The sequence below is a fragment of the Mesorhizobium sp. L103C119B0 genome (genome assembly GCF_000502235.1).
Lineage (GTDB): Bacteria > Pseudomonadota > Alphaproteobacteria > Rhizobiales > Rhizobiaceae > Mesorhizobium.
Genome location: NZ_AYXE01000021.1, coordinates 96,033 through 114,028 on the forward strand (window position 1 = coordinate 96,033; position 17,996 = coordinate 114,028).

Consider the following 17,996-nt stretch of genomic DNA (forward strand, 5'->3'; position numbering starts at 1 on the left):
TCCAACTGGCTATGATGCTCACAGCAAGGCGGCGCGCGGCAGTCCGTATCGCGGCCACAGAATAGCCTCACGAGGCCATCATCCCTCTGAACTTTCGGATCGGTCATATTGCGGGCGGCAGCCCTCTATTGCGTCAGTACCGTCTCAGACGGCCGCTGGTTGTAATCGCACTTGCCCTGCACGCTGTAGAAGAAGTCGGCATTGGCAACCGGTGCCGGCACGGGGTTGCCGCCGTCTTCCCAAGCCTGATAGCCGGTCTGGCCGCAGGGAACGGAGGTAAAGATGTCGACTTTATTCCCGGTCGCCACTTCGGGCATGTCGGTGGCGCTCGGGCCGATGTAGAGGCGGTTTGACGTCAATGGATCGTTCGATTTCAGTATCTTCGGGTTTCCCGAGGGCACATTCATCTCGAGATAAAGCTCGTTGATCTGGCTGACATCGATTATCGCGCCGTCGCTGTTGGCAGGATACATCGTATTGGTGCAGGTCGTCAGGTATTTAGTGCTGCCGCTGGTCTGGGTGATGGCCCCTGCCGGAAGATTGTTGAAATTTTTCACGGTAGCGGTCTTGCACTCCTGCTTCTGGACCGTGGTGATGATGTCGGCGCCGCCCGCATTGGTGATCTTTTTGACGATGGTCGTACCATAGCCTTTCGGATCGCCAAAGCCGTTATAGGCGTACTCGATCGTCATCATCGGCTTGGCTGTGGTCGCGCCAAACTTGGTGCCGTAGAGGGTCATCGTCTTGCCCCAATGACCCGACACTTTGCTGACCTTGAATGTCGTCTCTACCAGCGCCGGCGTCTTGCGCACCGCCGAGTTCACGCCGATCTGCACCGTTTTGATATTGGCGATCGACATGAAGTCGGTCGGCATAGGATAGCTCGCCGAAGCGGTAAAGCTCGCGCTGCCGAAGGCGTCGATCGTCACGTTGTTAAGCGTTGCGGTGCCAAGGCCGCCATTGGCCTTATAGGACTGCTGCAGCATCGCCTCGCGATCGCCCTTGCTGGTGTTGGTCGGCATCGTCGTGATCGCCAGGATGCCCGCATCGAGCGCATTGCGCATACCGTCTTTGGTGTTCACGGCCGATGTGTAGTCGACCGAAAGGCCCACGGCGGCGATCAGCGGGATGATCAGCAACACGACCACAGGCATCATCGACCCATCGCGCGAACGAACCAACTGGCCGGCTGTTCTAGCTATTCCGGCATAGTTGCCGCGTCTGTCGTTCAGAAATCTGCGGATCATGCCTTCAGCACCCCTGCCAGGACCCCAATATCGGTCCGAAGATGCCCACAAAATCGTTAAATTTCAGGTTGCTGAAATGCGTTCAACATAGGCCCATCTTTTCAAGGCTCGTTAACCACTCGGCCCTGGTGATCAGCGGTGCGACATTGTTTCGATAGACCGAAGCTCGGAGTAGGGTGGTTCCTGCCTGTGCAACCTTCGATCAGCCCGTTGCGCAACAGCCTGGCACGTGCCGAAAAGCTGGTGACAGGATGAAACGCTTCGGTTAATGCGGGGCCGGTTGCGGCGGACCGTCGGCTGCAGCTCTCGCAATGATCGTCACAGCAGGTAAACGGCATGGCGGATTCGCCTGATATCATCGGCTCGCTCGCGGATTTGTCGGGCGCCTACTCGGCCATCCTGTGCGATGTCTGGGGCGTGATCCACAATGGCGAATGGCATTTTCCGGCGGCTGCCCAAGCGCTTGCCGCCGCGCGTGCGGCGAAGGTCCCGGTCGTCCTGATCACCAACTCGCCGCGCCGCAATGCCGATGTGGTGGTGCAGATGAATGCGATCGGCGTTCCCGCCGCCGCCTACGACCGCGTCGTGACCTCAGGCGATGTGACCCGCGACCTTATCGCCGAAGGCCCACGAAAAATCTTCCATATCGGCGCCGACCGCGATTTCACCCTCTATGACGGTCTGGACGTCGAGCTCGTCGAGGAGTTCGAGGCCTCCGGCGCGGTCTGCACCGGGCTGTTCGACGACGAGGTGGAAACGCCTGAGGATTACGCCGATCTGCTGCGCCGGCTGCGCGCCAGGAACCTGCCTTTCATCTGCGCCAATCCCGACATCGTGGTCGAACGCGGCGAGCGCATGATCTGGTGCGCCGGCGCCTTGGCGCGCGACTATGCCCAGCTTGGCGGCCGCACGCTGATCGCCGGAAAACCTTATGCGCCGGTCTATGACGTAGCGCTGCGGGAGGTTGCCGTGCTTCTCGGCCGAGACGTCGCGCGCACCGAGGTGCTGGCCATCGGCGACGGCATGATGACCGACGTCAAGGGCGCCGCCGACAACGGCATTGACGTGCTTTACGTCTCGGGCGGCATTCACGCGCGCGACTATGGCGATCCCATGCAGCCGGACCCCGCCAGGCTTGCAGCCTTTCTGCAAAAGCACGGCTACCGGCCGGTCGCCGTCATTCCGAGACTGCGGTAGGGTTGCTGCATGAGCGCAGCTTTCGAACACATTTCAGCAACCGCGCCGCTGCCGCCGCATTTGCGCGGCGGCGTGGTGGCGATCGGCAATTTCGACGGCGTCCATCGCGGCCACCAGGCGGTGCTCGATCGCGCGCTTGCCGAAGCCGGGCGGCGCGGCGTGCCGGCGCTAGTGCTGACCTTCGACCCGCATCCGCGCAAGGTGTTCAGGCCCGATATGCCGCTGTTCGTATTGACGCCGCCGCCGATGAAGGCGCGGCTGCTGTCGCATCTGGGCTTTGCCGCACTCGTCGAACAGCCGTTCACGCGCGCCTTTGCCGGCCTGTCGGCCGAGGCTTTCGTGACCGATGTGCTGGAGACGAACCTCGGCATCACCCATGCCGTCACCGGCTTCGATTTTCACTTCGGCAAGGACCGGCAGGGCGGTCCTGCGTTTCTGATGGCGGCAGGCGAGCGCCATGGTTTCGGCGTCACCCTGGTCGACGCCTTTCGCGACGAGGGCGCCGAGGTGGTGTCGTCGAGCCGTATCCGCGAGCTGCTCTGCGAGGGAGAGGTCGCCGAGGCCGCAGGCCTGCTCGGCTACCGCTTCACCGTCGAAAGCGAAGTGATCGGCGGCCAGCAGCTCGGCCGCACGCTCGGCTTCCCGACAGCCAACATGAGGCTTTCGCCGGAAACGACTCTGAAGGAAGGGATTTATGCCGTCCGCTTTCGCCGCGCCGACGGCACGCTCTATGATGGTGTCGCCAGCTTCGGGCGTCGCCCGACTGTCGACGACAATGGCGCGCCGCTGCTCGAAACCTTCGTCTTCGACTTTGCCGGCGATCTCTATGGCGAGATCTGCGACGTATCGCTCTTCGGCTTTTTGCGTCCCGAGGTGAAGTTCGATGGGCTCGATGGGCTGGTGGCACAAATGAAGCGCGACGAGGCGGAGGCGCGCGCGCTGCTGGCCGGCGTCAGGCCGCTTTCGGATCTGGACGGCGCCATCGCTTTTTGAGCCTTCCGGCCGCTTACCTCTTCAAGCCCCTACTTCTTCAACGCCAGTCCGAGAGCGATGAAGCTCCAGCCCTGGAAGATCAGGTCGATGGCCAGGAACAGGCCGAGCACCCACAGGCTGTTGACCGGCCAGCCCATGGCGATGGTCAGCCCCGCCAGCACGCTGATCAGGCCCGCCGCGACGACCCAGCCCCAGCCCTTTTCCGGTCGGTGGCTATAGCCGACCCAGGCCCTGAGCGCGCCTGAAGCGACCAGCGCCACCGCCAGCAGCAAGGTCAGCACCGTCGAGGCCAGAAGCGGATTGTCGAAGGCAAAGAAACCGGCAACGGCATAAAGTAGACCGCTGAGCAGCCAATAGAAGAAGCGACTCCAGGTCTTCACGCCGAAGGCATGCACGATCTCGATGATGCCGGCCATCAGCATCAGCCAGCCCACGACATAGACCGAGGCGACGGTGGCGATGAACAGATTGCCGAAGGCAATGCCGCCGAAGATGAGCAGCAGCACCCCGAGCGCGACGAACCACCCCCATTTGTCCCGTGTCCGGCCGATCGCATCTTTCAGGGTATCACCGTGCAGGGTCATTGCTGCATCTCCTCGAAATCGCCTGGCACCTTGCCGGGAGGTTAGCCCCGGCTATAGCGGACGTCCAGCCGATGGCGACGGCTAGTAAATAAACAAAGCGTCGGTGGCTTGAAGTTCGCGCGTACGTGTCAATTTATGGCAGCCCACCCAGTCACAAGGACGAGGACAAGCGTGACGATCGCTCCAGAGACGTAGACGATCGTTCTGACACTGCCACCCTTGGCGGCATTGCCGCCGCGTAGGTAAACCCCCAGGTGAAGCAGGCGTATCGCCACATGAACCCAGACAATGGTCGCCAACGTGGCCGACCCAACGCCAACCATCATGGCCAGCACCGCCGGGACGACAAAAGGCGCCAGCGCCTCGACCGAGTTCATATGCACGCGGTCGATCCTGTAGAGGAGATTGGCGTCGTCGGCCGGGATCACCGGACCGGAAAGCGCTCCGGCAAATCCCTTGGACGAACCCGAGTAAACCGCCAGCGCGACTGACAAAAGACAGAGGATCAGTACACCGAGGATGCTTAGCCAATAGGGTTCCATAATTGTGCTCCTTCAGGTCACCTTGCTGGCAAAAAGATCTTGGAATCGCCTGAGATACAGCGGCCAGCCTCGATCACCGTCAATCCCAAAGCGCACGCCTTCCCAGCCTTCGCCATGACGTTCGAGATTGCGATGCTCGATCTCGACGCGGGTCCGGCTATTCGTCTCCGCCGTAAACCGGACTTCCCACTCGCTGGTCCTGTCCGGATTGGTCTCGATCTGCCATTGAGGGCTGATATCCCAACTCAGAAGCAGTCGGTTCGGCGGCTCGTAGGCCAGCACTCGTGCCCAGCGGCACTCGCTGCCATCCACACCGCGGTCGTAGACGTGACCGCCAACGCGGGGTTCGAAGATCGTCTCCGCGATCGGCACCGCAAGCAGGTTATGCTCTTTGGGTTTGAAACTGCCGAAGTCCTCGGTGAAGACCTTGAAGGCATGTGCGATCGGAGCCTCGACAAGGATGGAGTGCCTCACGGGCGGTTGATGTGTGCTCATTCCTGCTCCTTCAAGGGCTGTTCGACGAACACTTTGTAGGCCGCCAAGGTCTTGCTCCAGAACCGGTCGAGTTCGGCGCGCAGGCTGGCCAAGCCTTCCGGTTCGACCCGGTAGATGCGTTGCTTGCCTAGCCGTGTGTTGGCCACGAGGCCGGCGTCCTTGAGCACCTTCAGGTGCTGCGAGACCGCCGGCCGGGTGACAGGAAGCGCACGAGCCAATTCCCCGACCGAACAGGGTTGTTCGACCAGCAGTTCGAAGATCGTCCGCCTGGTCGGGTCGCCAAGCGCGGTCCATCTGTTCATGTTAGTCTGCACTAACGCGAATTTAGGCAACCTCGCTATTTCTGTCAAATCGCCACAGGCCCGGCGGCGCCCTGTTCAAATGGGCCACAGCGCAAAAAAACAGGGTCGCAGTTGCCGCCACTGCTGTAGATTTTAAGTCAAATTTTACCGAACCGGCGCCATGGCTTTGGCTGCCGGGTGTTCTCTCCGTTTGTTTCGCGTATGGGGTGATGATGCGTATTGTCTGGACGATTCCGCTGTTTCTCGCCTCGGCGCTGCTCACTGTGTCCACCGCCAATGCGGGCGAGGGTGCCTTCGGCTGGATGTCCGGCGACTGGTACCTGACGCTTGGCGCCACCGGCATGGTCGCGCCGAAATTCGAGGGCTCCAACAGCTATCTGCTCAGCGCATCTCCGATCATCTCGCTGGGCAAAGCCGGCCCGGCCGCGCGCTTTACCTCGCGCAACGACAACATCTCGCTGGCGCTGGTCGACGATGGCGGCGTCCGCGCCGGCCTGACCGGAAAATTCCTGTTTTCCCGCGACAGCAAGGATGAGCTCAAGGGCCTCGACCCGGTGCGCTGGGGCGGTGAGGTCGGCGGCTTCTTCGAAATCTATCCGACGGACTGGCTGCGCGCCCGCGCCGAACTGCGCCATGGCATTCGTGCCCATGATGGCTTTGTCGCCGACATCGCCGCCGATGCTTTCTACGACGTGACGCCGACTGTCAGAATTTCGGGCGGACCACGCGTGTCCTTTGCCTCGTCGGGCTATTTCGACTCTTATTATGGTGTCAACGCCAAGGAGGCTGCGGCCTCGGGCCTGAGCGAATACCATCCTGGCGGCGGCCTGAAATCGACCGGCCTTGGTGGCGCCATCACCTGGAAGGTGACCGATCCGATGACCGCCAGCCTGTTCGGCGAATATGCGCGCCTGATGGGCCCGGCCGCCGATTCCAGCCTGGTCAAGGAGCGCGGCGACCGTAACCAGTTCACGGTCGGCGTCTCGACCACCTATCGCTTCGACTTCGCGATGTAAGTGAATCGAACAAGAGACGCTTTATTCCTGCGGCTTTCTCGGCTAAAAGCCCGGCAATGACTAGCTTTTCGCGCCTTCGTGCGCTGACGATACGAATTACAGGCCCGGTGTTCCGGGCGGCCTGAGCGCCGCCGGAGCCGCCGGGAGTTTTGCGCGCCCCCTCGCGCTTTTTCCAAATCATGATAGTTCACGCCCGAGCTTTTACGCCCGCCGGGCAATGCACATGGCAGACCAATGACCGACACTGTTGAAACGATCGACTATTCCAAGACGCTTTATTTGCCGCAGACGGATTTCCCGATGCGCGCCGGCTTGCCGGAAAAGGAACCGCTGCTGGTCAAGCGCTGGCAGGATATGGACCTTTACGCCAAGCTGCGCGAGGCGGCCGCCGGCCGCGAAAAATACGTGCTGCATGACGGCCCGCCCTACGCCAACGGCAACATCCATATCGGCCACGCGCTGAACAAGATCCTCAAGGACGTCATCACCCGCTCGTTCCAGATGCGCGGCTACGACTCCAATTACGTGCCCGGCTGGGACTGCCACGGCCTGCCTATCGAATGGAAGATCGAGGAACAGTACCGCGCCAAGGGCAAGAACAAGGACGAGGTGCCGGTCAACGAGTTTCGCAAGGAATGCCGCGACTTCGCCGCGAACTGGATCACGGTGCAGGGCGGCGAGTTCCAGCGGCTCGGCGTCGTTGGCGATTTCAAGAACCCCTATACGACAATGGCTTTCCACTCGGAGTCGCGCATCGCCGGGGAGTTGTTGAAGTTCGCCATGTCGGGCCAGCTCTATCGCGGCTCCAAGCCGGTAATGTGGAGCGTCGTCGAGCGCACCGCACTGGCCGAGGCCGAGATCGAATACCAGGACTATGAGTCCGACACGATCTGGGTGAAGTTCCCGATCGTCGGCGCTGGATCAGGAAGAACTGTCACGACACCCGAGTTGGGTGGCGCTTGGGAAGCTATCAAGGAACTGAGGGATGCCCACGTCGTCATCTGGACGACAACCCCGTGGACGATCCCCGGCAACCGTGCCGTCAACTATTCGTCACGGATCGGCTACGGCCTTTATGAAGTTACCGCAGCCGAAAATTCGTTCGGTCCACAGCCCGGTGAAAAGCTGATCTTTGCAGATGCGCTTGCCGAAGACTCTTCGGCCAAGGCCAAGGTCACCTTGAATCGCCTTCGCAGCGTTTCGGTCGAAGAGCTTGGAAGCCTTACACTTTCACATCCCTTCAAAGGTCTCGGCGGCGGCTACGAATTCGCCGTGCCGATGCTGGCCGGCGATCATGTCACCGACGACGCCGGCACCGGCTTCGTCCACACCGCGCCCGGCCATGGCCGCGAGGACTTTGATGCCTGGATGGATGCGGCATCGGATTTGCGCGCACGTGGCATCGACCCTGCCATCCCCTTCACTGTAGATGATGCCGGCTTCTTCACCAGGGACGCGCCGGGTTTTGGCCCGGATCGCGAAGGCGGGGCGGCGCGCGTCATCGACGACAACGGCAAGAAGGGCAATGCCAACCAGGCGGTCATCGACGAACTGATCAAGCGCAACGCGCTGTTCGCGCGCGGCCGGCTGAAGCACAGCTATCCGCACTCGTGGCGGTCGAAGAAGCCGATCATCTTCCGCAACACGCCGCAATGGTTCGTCTATATGGACAAGGACCTCGGCGACGGCACGACGCTGCGCAGCCGTGCGCTGAAGGCGATCGATGACACACGCTTCGTGCCGGCGGCCGGCCAGAACCGTATCCGCGCCATGATCGAGGAACGCCCGGATTGGGTCTTGTCGCGCCAGCGCGCCTGGGGCGTGCCGATCGCCGTCTTTGCCGACGAGGACGGCAATGTGCTGAAGGACGAAGCCGTCAACCAGCGCATCATGGACGCATTCGAGAGGGAAGGCGCCGACGCCTGGTTCGCTGCCGGCGCCAAGGAGCGTTTCCTCGGCAATCACGAGGCCTCCAAATGGAAGCAGGTGATGGACATCCTCGACGTCTGGTTCGATTCGGGCTCGACGCATGTCTTCACGCTGGAAGACCGTCCGGACCTGAAATGGCCGGCCGACGTCTATCTCGAAGGCTCCGACCAGCATCGCGGCTGGTTCCACTCCTCGCTGCTCGAAAGCTGCGGCACCAGGGGCAGGGCACCTTACGACACCGTCGTCACCCATGGCTTCACCATGGATGAGGAGGGGCGAAAGATGTCGAAATCGCTCGGCAACACCGTCGTGCCGCAAGACGTCATCAAGCAGTCCGGCGCCGACATTCTGCGGTTATGGGTGGTGACGACGGATTATTGGGAAGACCAGCGTCTCGGCAAGAACGTGCTGCAGACCAACATCGACGCCTACCGCAAGCTCCGCAACACCATCCGCTGGATGCTGGGCACGCTCGCCCATGACGATGGCGAGGAGGTGCCGCTGGACAAGATGCCGGAACTGGAGCGGCTGATGCTGCATCGGCTGGCCGAGCTCGATGAGGTCGTGCGCTCGGGCTACGACGCGTTCGAGTTCAAACGCATCACCCGCACTTTGCTCGACTTCATGGTGGTCGAGCTGTCGGCCTTCTATTTCGACATCAGGAAGGACGCGCTCTATTGCGAGGGACCCGCCAGCGTGAAGCGCAAGGCCTCGGTGCAAGTGGTGCGCCACCTCTTCGACTGCTTGGTGAAATGGCTGGCGCCGATGCTGCCCTTCACCACGGAAGAAGCCTGGCTCGACCGTCATCCGGATGCTGTCTCGCTGCATCTCGACCAGTTCCCCGAGATTCCGGCCGACTGGAAGAACGAGGCACTGGCGGAAAAATGGCGCAAGGTGCGGCAGGTCCGCCGAGTCGTCACCGGCGCGCTCGAGATCGCACGCGCTCAGAAGGTCATCGGTGCCTCGCTGGAAGCCGTGCCGGTCGTGACCCTCGACGATGCCGCGCTTGAAGCCGCGATCGCCGATGTCGACATGGCCGAAATGGCGATCACCAGCGATCTCGTCATCGCCCACGGCAAGGCGCCGGAAGGCGCCTTTGCGCTCGACGACGTCAGGGGTGTCGCGGTGGTGGTTGAAAAGGCCGAGGACCGCGGCTTGGTCAAATGCGCGCGCTCGTGGCGCTATACCGCCGATGTCGGGCAGGACGTGGAATTCCCCGACGTGTCTGCCCGCGATGCCGCCGTGCTGCATGAACTCAAGGCTCTGGGGCGTTTGTAAGCGCTCATAAGCCGGTGCACAAATGCCAGGGCGGGCGGGTGAAAACCGCCCGCGCGTTGCCCTTAACGAGTGGTTCAGCTAAACAGACGAAACTCCGGAAGACAAATTGTCGCCGGAATTCCGTCGCAAGAGCGTGGACGATGGGGACCGGACCTTCGGCCGGTGGCGATCGAGAGGCTGTCTAGAGTGGGACTTTTTGGCATGATCGACAGAACTTCCATGCGCGTTGCGCTGCTGGCGCCGCTTGTCGCGTCCGGCCTCGCTCTGTCCGGTTGCATGGGTTCGCCGACCTACGGCACCGACAAGACGGCTGGCGAGCAGCTTGCCGGCGACCTTTCCGGCGCCTTCGCCATCACGCCCAAGCACAAGGAACAGATCGACTACAGGCCGCGTCCGGAGCTGGTAAAGCCGGCGCCGGGGCAGAAGGAAGTGCTGCCGCCGCCGCAGGAAAGCATCGAGACGGCGAGCACCGATTGGCCCGAATCGCCCGAGCAGCGCCGCGCCCGCCTGCGTGCCGACGCCACTGCCCACCAGGACGACCCGTCCTATCAGTCGGGGATCGTCGATGACGTGCAGACCGATCCGGCTTCCGTGAAGAAGGCGCTGGCGGATTCGGGCTCCAGCCACCCGCCGGCCTGGTCGCCGAAGGATTCAGACAAGGGCCGCGCCGCCGAGATCCAGCGCCGCACCGCAGAGCAAAAGCAGGGCGACCCCAACACTCGCAGATATCTGAGCGAGCCGCCTCTGGCCTATCGAGCTGCCTCCGACACGGCGCCGCAGGGCGAACTCGGCGAGGATGAATACAAGAAGGAACGCCGCCTCAAGAAGGAAGCGGCCGCCAAGGGCAAGAGCGGCGGGCTCTTCGACTGGCTGCCCTCCTGGTAGGAACCGTCGCCTTCGGTAGCTGAAGGCTCTACGTTTCGCGTCTTTCCCGAAAGAATTCCCTGAGCAGCAGCGCCGCGTCGGCCTCGGCCATGCCCGGATAGATGTCGGGCTTATGGTGGCAAGTCGGCGAGGCAAAGAAGCGCACGCCGTTGACCACCGCGCCGCCCTTCTCGTCGGCCGCGCCGAAATAGAGCCGGCGCAGCCTGGCGAAGGAAATGGCGCCTGCGCACATGGCGCAGGGTTCCAGCGTCACATAGAGGTCGTGGCCGGTCAGCCGCTCGCTGGAGAGCGTTTGGCAGGCCGCACGGATGGCCAGCATTTCGGCATGCGCCGTCGGATCGGCAAGTTCGCGGGTGCGGTTACCGGCGGATGCCACCACCGTGTCGCCGCTGGCGATGACGGCGCCAACCGGAACTTCTCCGCGCAAGGCGGCGGCTTGCGCCTCTTTCAGCGCCAGCGCCATGAAATCCGGCCGCTTCACGCGGTTTCCATTCCGATTATCTCCTCGCCACTTGGCGGTGATCCTGTTATGGAGCGCGTCAACCCGAATATCGGAACAGATTTTCGGAAATGATCATGCGCCAAATCAAAGTGCTATAGCGTCCTTTGCGCGTCCGAAAGGATGCGCCACGCTGTAGCAGCGCAACAAGGCAAAGGCCACATGGACGACAACGACAAGAAATCTCCGCGCCACAAAGGCCCGGGCAAAAGCGGCCCTGGAGCCGCGGGGCCGCGCCGCGATGGCGCCGCCGGCAAAAGCGGCAAACCCTCCTTCGGGGCCAAGAAACCCTATTCACCGCGCGGCGCCCGGCCGGCAGTGGCTGAGGGCGAGCGGCCCAAGCGCGATTTCAAAAGTGGCGACCGGCCATTCAGCAAAGGTCCGCGTTCCGAAGGCAAGCCCTTCGAAAAGCGCGAGGGACCGCGCAAGCCATATGCACCACGCGGTGACCGGCCGATGGCAGCCGAAGGCGAGCGCAAGCCGTATGAAAAGCGCGAAGGGCCGCGCAAACCCTATGCGCCGCGTGGGGATCGCCCTATGGCGGCCGAGGGTGAACGCAAGCCGTATGAAAAGCGCGAGGGGCCGCGCAAGCCTTATGCACCGCGCGGCGATCGGCCGGTTGCGGCCGATGGCGAGCGGCCAAAGCGCGATTTCAAGGGCGGCGATCGGCCATTCAGCAAGGGGCCGCGTCCCGAAGGCAAGCCTTTCGAAAAGCGTGAAGGGCCGCGCAAGCCCTACGCACCGCGTGGCGATCGGCCTGCTTCCGCCGAGGGCGAAAAGCGTTTTGACCGGCCAAAGCGCGATTTTGGCGATCGCCCGCAGCGCGACGCCGGAGATCGTCCCAAGCGTGACTTCAGCGATCGCCCCAAGCGCGATTTCGGTGGTGACTGGCCGCAAGCATCTGGCGGCGCCTTCAAGCCGCGCCCGCGTCCGGCAGATGCGGAAGAAGCCGGCGAGCGTATCGCCAAGCGGTTGGCCCGCGCCGGCCTGGCGTCGCGCCGCGACGCCGAAGACCTGATCGCGGCGGGCCGTGTCAAGGTCAACAACCGGGCTTTGACCTCGCCGGCCTTCAACGTCATGCCGGGCGACATCATCCATCTCGACGGCATGGAGATCCCGCCGATCGAGCGCACCCGCCTGTTCCTGTTTCACAAGCCTGCCGGCGTTGTTACCACCAACCGCGACCCCGAGGGCCGCAAGACCGTGTTCGACGTGCTGCCGGCCGAATTGCCGCGGCTGATGACCATCGGCCGCCTCGACATCAACACCGAAGGCCTGCTGCTGCTCACCAACGATGGCGGTCTGTCGCGCGTGCTCGAACTGCCTGCCACTGGCTGGCTGCGCCGTTACCGCGTGCGCGTTCATGGCAAGGTCGAGGAAAGCATGCTCGCAGGCCTGCGTGAAGGCATTGCCGTCGACGGCGTCTTCTACGGCGCCATCGAAGCGACGCTCGACCGTGAGCAAGGCACCAACGCCTGGCTGACGATCGGCCTGCGCGAAGGCAAGAACCGCGAAGTGAAGAACATCCTTGGATCGCTCGGCCTCGACGTGACGCGGCTGATCCGTATCTCCTACGGACCGTTCCAGCTCGACGATCTCGCCGAAGGCCATGTGCTGGAGATCAAGGGCCGCGTGCTTCGCGACCAACTCGGCGAGCGTCTGGTCGAGGAATCCGGCGCCAATTTCGACGCCGAGATCATCAAGCCGTTTTCCAACCAGCCGGTGCGGCGAGAGCGTGACGCGGAGCCGGAACGGCCGAAAGTCACCCGCGAGGGTGACCATCGGCCGATCGGCGAGGGCGGTCTGATCAAGAACCGCAAGCGCCGCGAAGGCAGCCGCGACGAAGCACTGGGCAAGCTGTCGACCAGTCCCGAAAGGGGCGCGAGGCCGGAAAAGAGCTTTGGCGAACGCGGCCCGAGACCCGAGCGCAGCGAGTTTTCGGACAAGCCGCGCGGCGCCTTTGGTGACAAACCGCGCGGCGGCAAGAAGCCCGAGCGCGAGCAGCGGCCGATCGATCCGCCGGGCCAGCGCAAGGCTAATGTCTGGATGGCGCCGGGCGCGCGTCCGATCGGCAAGGGCAGGGCGGAAGCCGATGCCGCCAAGGCGGCCGAGGCCAAGGCGCGCAAGGCGTCATTCAAGCCGTCCTATGGCAAGCCGGGCTATGGCAAGCCCGCCTATGGCAAGCCAGGCGGCGCCAAGCCGTTCGGCAAGTCGGGTGGCGAGCGTCCGGATGGCGGTCGGGGCGGCGAGCGGCCACGCAACGGTCCCAAGGGCCCGAGGACCAGATGATGCCGGGACTTAAATGAGATCCGGCCTTAAATGAGACCCGGGCATAAATGAGAATCGTCGGCGGCCAATTTCGCGGGCGTCCGCTGGCGACGCCGCGCGACCATGCCATCCGCCCGACGACCGACCGCGCCCGCGAGGCCGTCTTCAACGTGCTGGCGCACCGCTTTGCCGACAAGCTCGAGGGCGCGCGCGTGCTCGACCTTTTCGCCGGCACCGGCGCTCTCGGCCTCGAAGCGCTGTCGCGCGGCGCTTCCTATGGCGTCTTTATCGAAGAATCGGCCGAAGGGCGCGGCCTGATCCGCACCAATGTCGAAGCGTTTGGCCTTACCGGCCGCACCAAGATCTTCCGCCGCGACGCGACCGCCCTGGGTGAGGCCGGTACGCTTGCGGCATTCGGCCTGGTCTTCGCCGATCCGCCCTATGGCAAGGGCCTTGGCGAGCGCGCCCTGCGCTCGGCCAGGGATGGCGGCTGGTTGCTGCCCGGCGCGCTCTGCGTGGTCGAGGAAGCCGCCTCGGCGCCCTTCGAGATTGGGCCGGAATTCTCGGTGGTTGATGAACGAAACTACGGCGAGACGGTGGTCCGGTTCATCGAGCTTGCGTAAGGGTGGAGCGACCGGCGCCTTCAAAATGACGCACAATTCACTTTGCCTCCGCGGCTAACCTTGCCTATCGTCGCGCGATAACAACCGGAGCCATCAATGACATTTCATACTGAATGGCTGCGGAGAGCCTTGCTCGCCACCGCGCTGACCATGGCCGGCCCGGCCCTGGCCGCGGATGATGGCAAGGTGGCCAACTTCCTGCTCGACAATGGAATGGAGGTGGTGGTCGTTCCCGATCATCGCGCCCCCATCGTCACCCATATGGTGTGGTACAAGATCGGCAGCGCCGACGAGCCGCCAGGCAAGTCCGGCATAGCGCACTTCTTCGAACACCTGATGTTCAAGGCCACGACCAACCACGCCGCGGGCGAGTTCGACCGCGCCATATCGGCCATCGGCGGCTCCAACAACGCCTTCACCTCATATGACTACACTGCCTTCCACGAGACGGTGGCGCCCCCGGCACTTGGTGAGATGATGAGCTTCGAGGCCGATCGCATGCGCAACCTCATCTTGACCGACGAGGTCATCAAGACCGAGCGCGACGTGATCCTGGAAGAGCGCCGCGCGCGCATCGACAGCAATCCGCAGGCGGTGCTCGACGAAGAGGTCGACGCGACGCTCTGGCAGAACCAGCCCTACCGCATTCCGGTGATCGGCTGGATGCAGGAGATGGAGCAGTTGAACCGCACCGATGCGGTTGCCTTCTATGACAAATACTACCGGCCCAACAATGCGGTGCTGATCGTGGCCGGCGATGTCGAGCCGGAGGTCGTGAAGGCGCTGGCCGAAAAAACCTATGGCAAGGTCGCGCGCGGTCCCGACCTGCCCCCGCGCATCCGCCCGGTCGAGCCGGAGCAGAACACCAAGCGGACGGTGACGCTCACCGATGGGCGCGTTTCGGTGCCGAGCTTTTCGACGCAATGGGTGGTTCCGTCCTACCACACGGCAAAACCGGGCGAGGCCGAGGCGCTCGACCTGCTGGGAGAGATCCTTGGCGGCGGCAGCCGCAGCCGGCTCTACCAGCAGCTCGTGGTCAAGCAAGGCATCGCATCGGCGACCGGCGCCTTCTTCCAGGGTACGATGCTCGACGCCACCAATTTCACCGTCTATGGCGCGCCGCGCGGCGACGCCAAGCTGAGCGACGTCGAGGCGGCCGTCGAGGCCGAGATCGCCCGCATCGTCAAGGACGGCGTCACCGCGGACGAGCTGGAGAAGGCCAAGGCCCGCTATATCAGGGCCATGATCTTCGCCCGCGACAAGCAGGACGAGATGGCCAATCTCTACGGCGCCGAGCTCGCCACCGGCGGCAACGTCAGGGATATCGAGGAATGGCCGGACCGCATTCGCAAGGTCACCGCCGATGAGATCAAGGCGGTCGCCGCACGCTATCTGCTGCTCGACCGTACGACGACCGGCTATCTCTTGCCGCAGCAACAGGCGGGGAATTGATGATGACAAGATTGAGCGTTGGCGCTGCCCCTCACCTGCCTGCCGGCATCCTCTCTCCGTATAGTGACGGGGAGAGGGGCGCTGTCATCGCCGATTTCGCCAACCATCAGCATCGTAAGAAGAGCGCCAGCGTCGCGGCGAGCCCCCTTCTCCCCGTCACTATACGGGGAGAAGTGCCCGGCAGGGCGATGAGGGGCGGCACTGACCTTGGCGATCAATGGCCTGATGCGATTACTCATAGGCGCATCGCGGTTCTCCACGCCTTCGCCACACTGTTCCTCGGCATCTTCTTCCTCATCCTGCCGGCGCTTGCCGCGCACGCGATGGACATTCAGCCGGTGACCTCGTCAAAGGGCGTCAATGCCTGGCTGGTCGAGGACCACTCCATTCCGATCATCGCCATCCGCTTCGTCTTCGATGGCGGCTCGACGCAGGATCCGGCGGGGCGGGAAGGCTTGGTCAATCTGATGACCGGCCTGTTCGACGAGGGCGCCGGCGACCTCGACAGCGAGGCCTTCCAGATCAAGCTTGACGATGCCGGCGCAGAGATGGGCTTCGAAGCGGCGCGCGACGGCACCTATGGCGCGATGCGGATGCTGGCCGAGCAGAAGGATGCGGCCTTAGACCTGCTCAGGCTGGCGGTCACCAGCCCGCGCTTCGACCAGGCGCCGATCGACCGCATCCGCGCCCAGATCCTGTCCGGCATCATCGCCAATGAGCGTGACCCCAACACCGTCGCGCAAACCAAATGGCTGCGCGCCATCTATGGCGAACATCCGTATTCCAGGCCCGACCAGGGCACCAAGGACAGCATCGCCACCATCACGGCAGCGGATCTGGCTGCCTTCCACAAGGCCAATTTCGCCCGCAGCGGCCTGCATGTTGCGGTGGTCGGCGACATAGATGCCGCGACGCTGAAACGGAAGCTCGATGAGGTCTTCGGCGATCTGCCGGAAAAGCAGGTGCTGCAACCGGTTGCCGATACCGAGCTGAAGCTCGGCCAGCAGCTCGAGGTCGACTACGACCTGCCGCAGACCTCGCTGCAGTTTGCCTATCCCGGTGTGAAGCGCGATGCGCCGGATTTCTTCCCTGCGGTGCTGATGAACCAGATTCTCGGCGGCGGCACCTTCACCTCGCGCCTCTATGACGAGGTGCGGGAAAAGCGCGGCTTGGCCTACTCCGTCGATTCCAACCTGGTCGACCACCAGCATTCCAATGCGCTGATCATCACCACCGCAACGCGTTCCGATCGCGCCGCCGAGACGCTCGGCATCGTCAAGGAGGTGGTCAAGAAGATGGCCGAGGAGGGGCCGACGGAGGCCGAACTGGACGCCACCAAGAAATACATGGTCGGCTCCTATGCTATCAGCAATCTGGATTCTTCCAGCGCCATTGCCGCGACCCTGGTGGAATTGCAGCTCGACAATCTCGGCATCGACTACGTGCAGCGCCGCGCGGCGCTCATCAACGGCGTGACGCTCGATCAGGTCAAGGCAGCGGCGAAGAAGCTGCTGACGCCGGCGCCCGCGATCATGAGCATCGGGCCGAAGCTGGAGGCCAAATGACAGGTCCGACTTTCGGTATCGCCTTTGGCGGCGGCGGCGCGCGCGGCCTCGCCCATATCCACATCGTCGAGGCGCTGGACGAGCTCGGCATCAAGCCCGTGGCCATCGCCGGCTCCTCGATCGGCGCCATCATGGGCGCCGGCATGGCCTCGGGCATGAGCGGCAAGGACATCGAGGACTACGCCCGCTCGATCCTCGGCCGCCGCGCCGAGGTGGCGGCGCGCATGTGGCGCTCGCGTCCCGGCACCATCGCCGAGGCGATGCAGGGCGGCATCCGAGTCAGCCAGTTCAACATAGAGCGCATCTTGAAGGCGTTCCTGCCGGAAGCCATCCCGGAAACCTTCGCCGAGCTGAAAATCCCGCTGAAGGTGACGGCGACGGACTATTTCGGTCACAAGCTGGCCGTCTTCGACGAGGGCGACCTGCATTCGGCGCTCGCCGCCTCGGCTGCCATTCCCGCCGTGTTCCGCCCGGTGACGCGCGACGACCGCGTGCTGATCGACGGCGGCATCTACAATCCGGTGCCGTTCGACCTCATCGAAAACGACGCCGACATCATCATCGCCATCGACGTCGTCGGCGCGCCGAGCGAGGCCGAGCGCAAGCACCCGACCACGGTCGACCTGATGTATGGCGCCACGCAATTGATGATGCAGTCGATCATCGCCCACAAGCTGAACCAGCGCCCCCCCGACATACTGATCCGCCCGCCAGTGTCGAAATACCGCGTGCTCGATTTCATGAAGATCGACACGCTGCTTGCCGAGACGCAGGAGGTCAAGGACGAACTGAAGCGCGAGGTGGAAAGAGTGGTCGAGGCGCGTGCCAAGGGCAAGCGGGGGAAGAAAGCAGGGTGAGCTGCCGATCTCCCCCCTCGAGGGGGAGATGGCCGGCGGGCCAGAGGGGGTCGTCTCGCGTGAAGCTCGACCTCCTGCGGTCGGTAGGAGGTGCGTCAGGACGGACCGACCCCCTCTGTCGCCTTCGGCGACATTCTCCCCCTCAAGGGGGGAGATTACCCCGACCAGCGTCTCACACCTTCCCAGCCGCATATTCCAGCGCCACCACGCCATTGCTGAACTGTACGGTCGAGACAGGCTCCTTGCGACCGCTCTGCGAACAAA

At 63.5% G+C, this 17,996-nt stretch carries 16 protein-coding genes; 10 read left to right on the forward strand and 6 right to left on the reverse strand.

The window, feature by feature from the left end:
* Positions 1-125 precede the first annotated feature (125 nt).
* Positions 126-1,247: a TadE/TadG family type IV pilus assembly protein gene (locus X728_RS140565; protein ID WP_023832837.1), complete on the reverse strand. Its 1,122-nt coding sequence runs from the start codon at positions 1,245-1,247 to the stop codon at positions 126-128.
* Positions 1,248-1,583: 336 nt separating this feature from the next.
* Here X728_RS140565 and X728_RS140560 point away from each other — a divergent pair, with 336 nt between their 5' ends.
* Entirely contained in the window at positions 1,584-2,444 is an 861-nt protein-coding gene (locus X728_RS140560; protein WP_023832838.1) for a TIGR01459 family HAD-type hydrolase, read from the forward strand.
* A gap of 9 nt (positions 2,445-2,453) precedes the next feature.
* Positions 2,454-3,437: a bifunctional riboflavin kinase/FAD synthetase gene (locus tag X728_RS140555; protein ID WP_023682976.1), complete on the forward strand. Its 984-nt coding sequence runs from the start codon at positions 2,454-2,456 to the stop codon at positions 3,435-3,437.
* Positions 3,438-3,466: 29 nt separating this feature from the next.
* Here the strand turns inward: X728_RS140555 and X728_RS140550 are convergent, their stop codons facing one another.
* The 4 genes from X728_RS140550 to X728_RS140535 all read right to left on the reverse strand — a co-directional run bounded on the left by X728_RS140550 (position 3,467) and on the right by X728_RS140535 (position 5,360).
* The gene (locus X728_RS140550) at positions 3,467-4,021 is read right to left on the reverse strand and encodes an HdeD family acid-resistance protein (protein ID WP_023671535.1); all 555 of its coding nucleotides are present in this window, start codon (positions 4,019-4,021) and stop codon (positions 3,467-3,469) included.
* Between the two features lie 128 nt (positions 4,022-4,149).
* A complete protein-coding gene (locus tag X728_RS140545) occupies positions 4,150-4,563 on the reverse strand; it encodes an MAPEG family protein (RefSeq protein ID WP_023671536.1) in 414 nt (137 codons plus the stop codon).
* A 12-nt stretch (positions 4,564-4,575) separates the two neighbouring features.
* Positions 4,576-5,058 (reverse strand): SRPBCC family protein, encoded by a 483-nt coding sequence (locus tag X728_RS140540; protein ID WP_023730459.1) that lies wholly within the window; start codon positions 5,056-5,058, stop codon positions 4,576-4,578.
* Positions 5,055-5,360 (reverse strand): metalloregulator ArsR/SmtB family transcription factor, encoded by a 306-nt coding sequence (locus X728_RS140535; protein WP_023832839.1) that lies wholly within the window; start codon positions 5,358-5,360, stop codon positions 5,055-5,057. Before X728_RS140535 ends, X728_RS140540 begins: the two co-directional genes overlap by 4 nt.
* Before the next feature lie 212 nt (positions 5,361-5,572).
* On the opposite strand from X728_RS140535, the gene X728_RS140530 reads away from it, so the two are divergent.
* From X728_RS140530 to X728_RS140520, 3 genes are all read left to right on the forward strand, one after another.
* Positions 5,573-6,376, forward strand: coding sequence for a MipA/OmpV family protein (locus X728_RS140530; RefSeq protein WP_023824511.1), 804 nt, complete (start codon positions 5,573-5,575; stop codon positions 6,374-6,376).
* A 234-nt stretch (positions 6,377-6,610) separates the two neighbouring features.
* Positions 6,611-9,583, forward strand: coding sequence for an isoleucine--tRNA ligase (gene ileS, locus X728_RS140525; protein WP_023832841.1), 2,973 nt, complete (start codon positions 6,611-6,613; stop codon positions 9,581-9,583).
* A gap of 201 nt (positions 9,584-9,784) precedes the next feature.
* A complete protein-coding gene (locus X728_RS140520; RefSeq protein WP_023832842.1) occupies positions 9,785-10,468 on the forward strand; it encodes a hypothetical protein in 684 nt (227 codons plus the stop codon).
* 28 nt (positions 10,469-10,496) lie between these two features.
* On the opposite strand, the gene X728_RS140515 is transcribed toward X728_RS140520, so the two are convergent.
* Positions 10,497-10,949, reverse strand: a complete 453-nt coding sequence (locus tag X728_RS140515; protein ID WP_023682972.1) for a nucleoside deaminase — start codon at positions 10,947-10,949, stop codon at positions 10,497-10,499.
* 180 nt (positions 10,950-11,129) lie between these two features.
* On the opposite strand from X728_RS140515, the gene X728_RS140510 reads away from it, so the two are divergent.
* The 5 genes from X728_RS140510 (at position 11,130) to X728_RS140490 (ending at position 17,732) form a co-directional block, all read left to right on the forward strand.
* On the forward strand, positions 11,130-13,256 hold the full coding sequence (locus X728_RS140510) for a pseudouridine synthase (protein ID WP_023832843.1): 2,127 nt from the start codon (positions 11,130-11,132) through the stop codon (positions 13,254-13,256).
* A 47-nt stretch (positions 13,257-13,303) separates the two neighbouring features.
* Positions 13,304-13,858 (forward strand): 16S rRNA (guanine(966)-N(2))-methyltransferase RsmD, encoded by a 555-nt coding sequence (gene rsmD, locus X728_RS140505; RefSeq protein ID WP_023832844.1) that lies wholly within the window; start codon positions 13,304-13,306, stop codon positions 13,856-13,858.
* A 96-nt stretch (positions 13,859-13,954) separates the two neighbouring features.
* On the forward strand, positions 13,955-15,310 hold the full coding sequence (locus X728_RS140500; RefSeq protein WP_031195979.1) for a pitrilysin family protein: 1,356 nt from the start codon (positions 13,955-13,957) through the stop codon (positions 15,308-15,310).
* Between the two features lie 188 nt (positions 15,311-15,498).
* Positions 15,499-16,875, forward strand: a complete 1,377-nt coding sequence (locus tag X728_RS140495) for a pitrilysin family protein (RefSeq protein ID WP_023832845.1) — start codon at positions 15,499-15,501, stop codon at positions 16,873-16,875.
* A complete protein-coding gene (locus X728_RS140490; protein ID WP_023832846.1) occupies positions 16,872-17,732 on the forward strand; it encodes a patatin-like phospholipase family protein in 861 nt (286 codons plus the stop codon). The genes X728_RS140495 and X728_RS140490 overlap by 4 nt, the downstream gene beginning before the upstream one ends.
* Positions 17,733-17,996: the final 264 nt, after the last annotated feature.

Bases quoted from the DNA above. Each gene is read 5' to 3' on its own strand.
- X728_RS140500 (WP_031195979.1), top strand. From the start codon at position 13,955: ATGACATTTCATACTGAATGGCTGCGGAGAGCCTTGCTCGCCACCGCG.
- X728_RS140560 (WP_023832838.1), top strand. From the start codon at position 1,584: ATGGCGGATTCGCCTGATATCATCGGCTCGCTCGCGGATTTGTCGGGC.
- X728_RS140520 (WP_023832842.1), top strand. From the start codon at position 9,785: ATGATCGACAGAACTTCCATGCGCGTTGCGCTGCTGGCGCCGCTTGTC.
- ileS (WP_023832841.1), top strand. From the start codon at position 6,611: ATGACCGACACTGTTGAAACGATCGACTATTCCAAGACGCTTTATTTG.
- X728_RS140510 (WP_023832843.1), top strand. From the start codon at position 11,130: ATGGACGACAACGACAAGAAATCTCCGCGCCACAAAGGCCCGGGCAAA.
- rsmD (WP_023832844.1), top strand. From the start codon at position 13,304: ATGAGAATCGTCGGCGGCCAATTTCGCGGGCGTCCGCTGGCGACGCCG.
- X728_RS140565 (WP_023832837.1), bottom strand. From the start codon at position 1,247: ATGATCCGCAGATTTCTGAACGACAGACGCGGCAACTATGCCGGAATA.
- X728_RS140545 (WP_023671536.1), bottom strand. From the start codon at position 4,563: ATGGAACCCTATTGGCTAAGCATCCTCGGTGTACTGATCCTCTGTCTT.
- X728_RS140495 (WP_023832845.1), top strand. From the start codon at position 15,499: ATGAGGGGCGGCACTGACCTTGGCGATCAATGGCCTGATGCGATTACT.
- X728_RS140535 (WP_023832839.1), bottom strand. From the start codon at position 5,360: ATGAACAGATGGACCGCGCTTGGCGACCCGACCAGGCGGACGATCTTC.
- X728_RS140540 (WP_023730459.1), bottom strand. From the start codon at position 5,058: ATGAGCACACATCAACCGCCCGTGAGGCACTCCATCCTTGTCGAGGCT.
- X728_RS140555 (WP_023682976.1), top strand. From the start codon at position 2,454: ATGAGCGCAGCTTTCGAACACATTTCAGCAACCGCGCCGCTGCCGCCG.
- X728_RS140490 (WP_023832846.1), top strand. From the start codon at position 16,872: ATGACAGGTCCGACTTTCGGTATCGCCTTTGGCGGCGGCGGCGCGCGC.
- X728_RS140530 (WP_023824511.1), top strand. From the start codon at position 5,573: ATGCGTATTGTCTGGACGATTCCGCTGTTTCTCGCCTCGGCGCTGCTC.
- X728_RS140550 (WP_023671535.1), bottom strand. From the start codon at position 4,021: ATGACCCTGCACGGTGATACCCTGAAAGATGCGATCGGCCGGACACGG.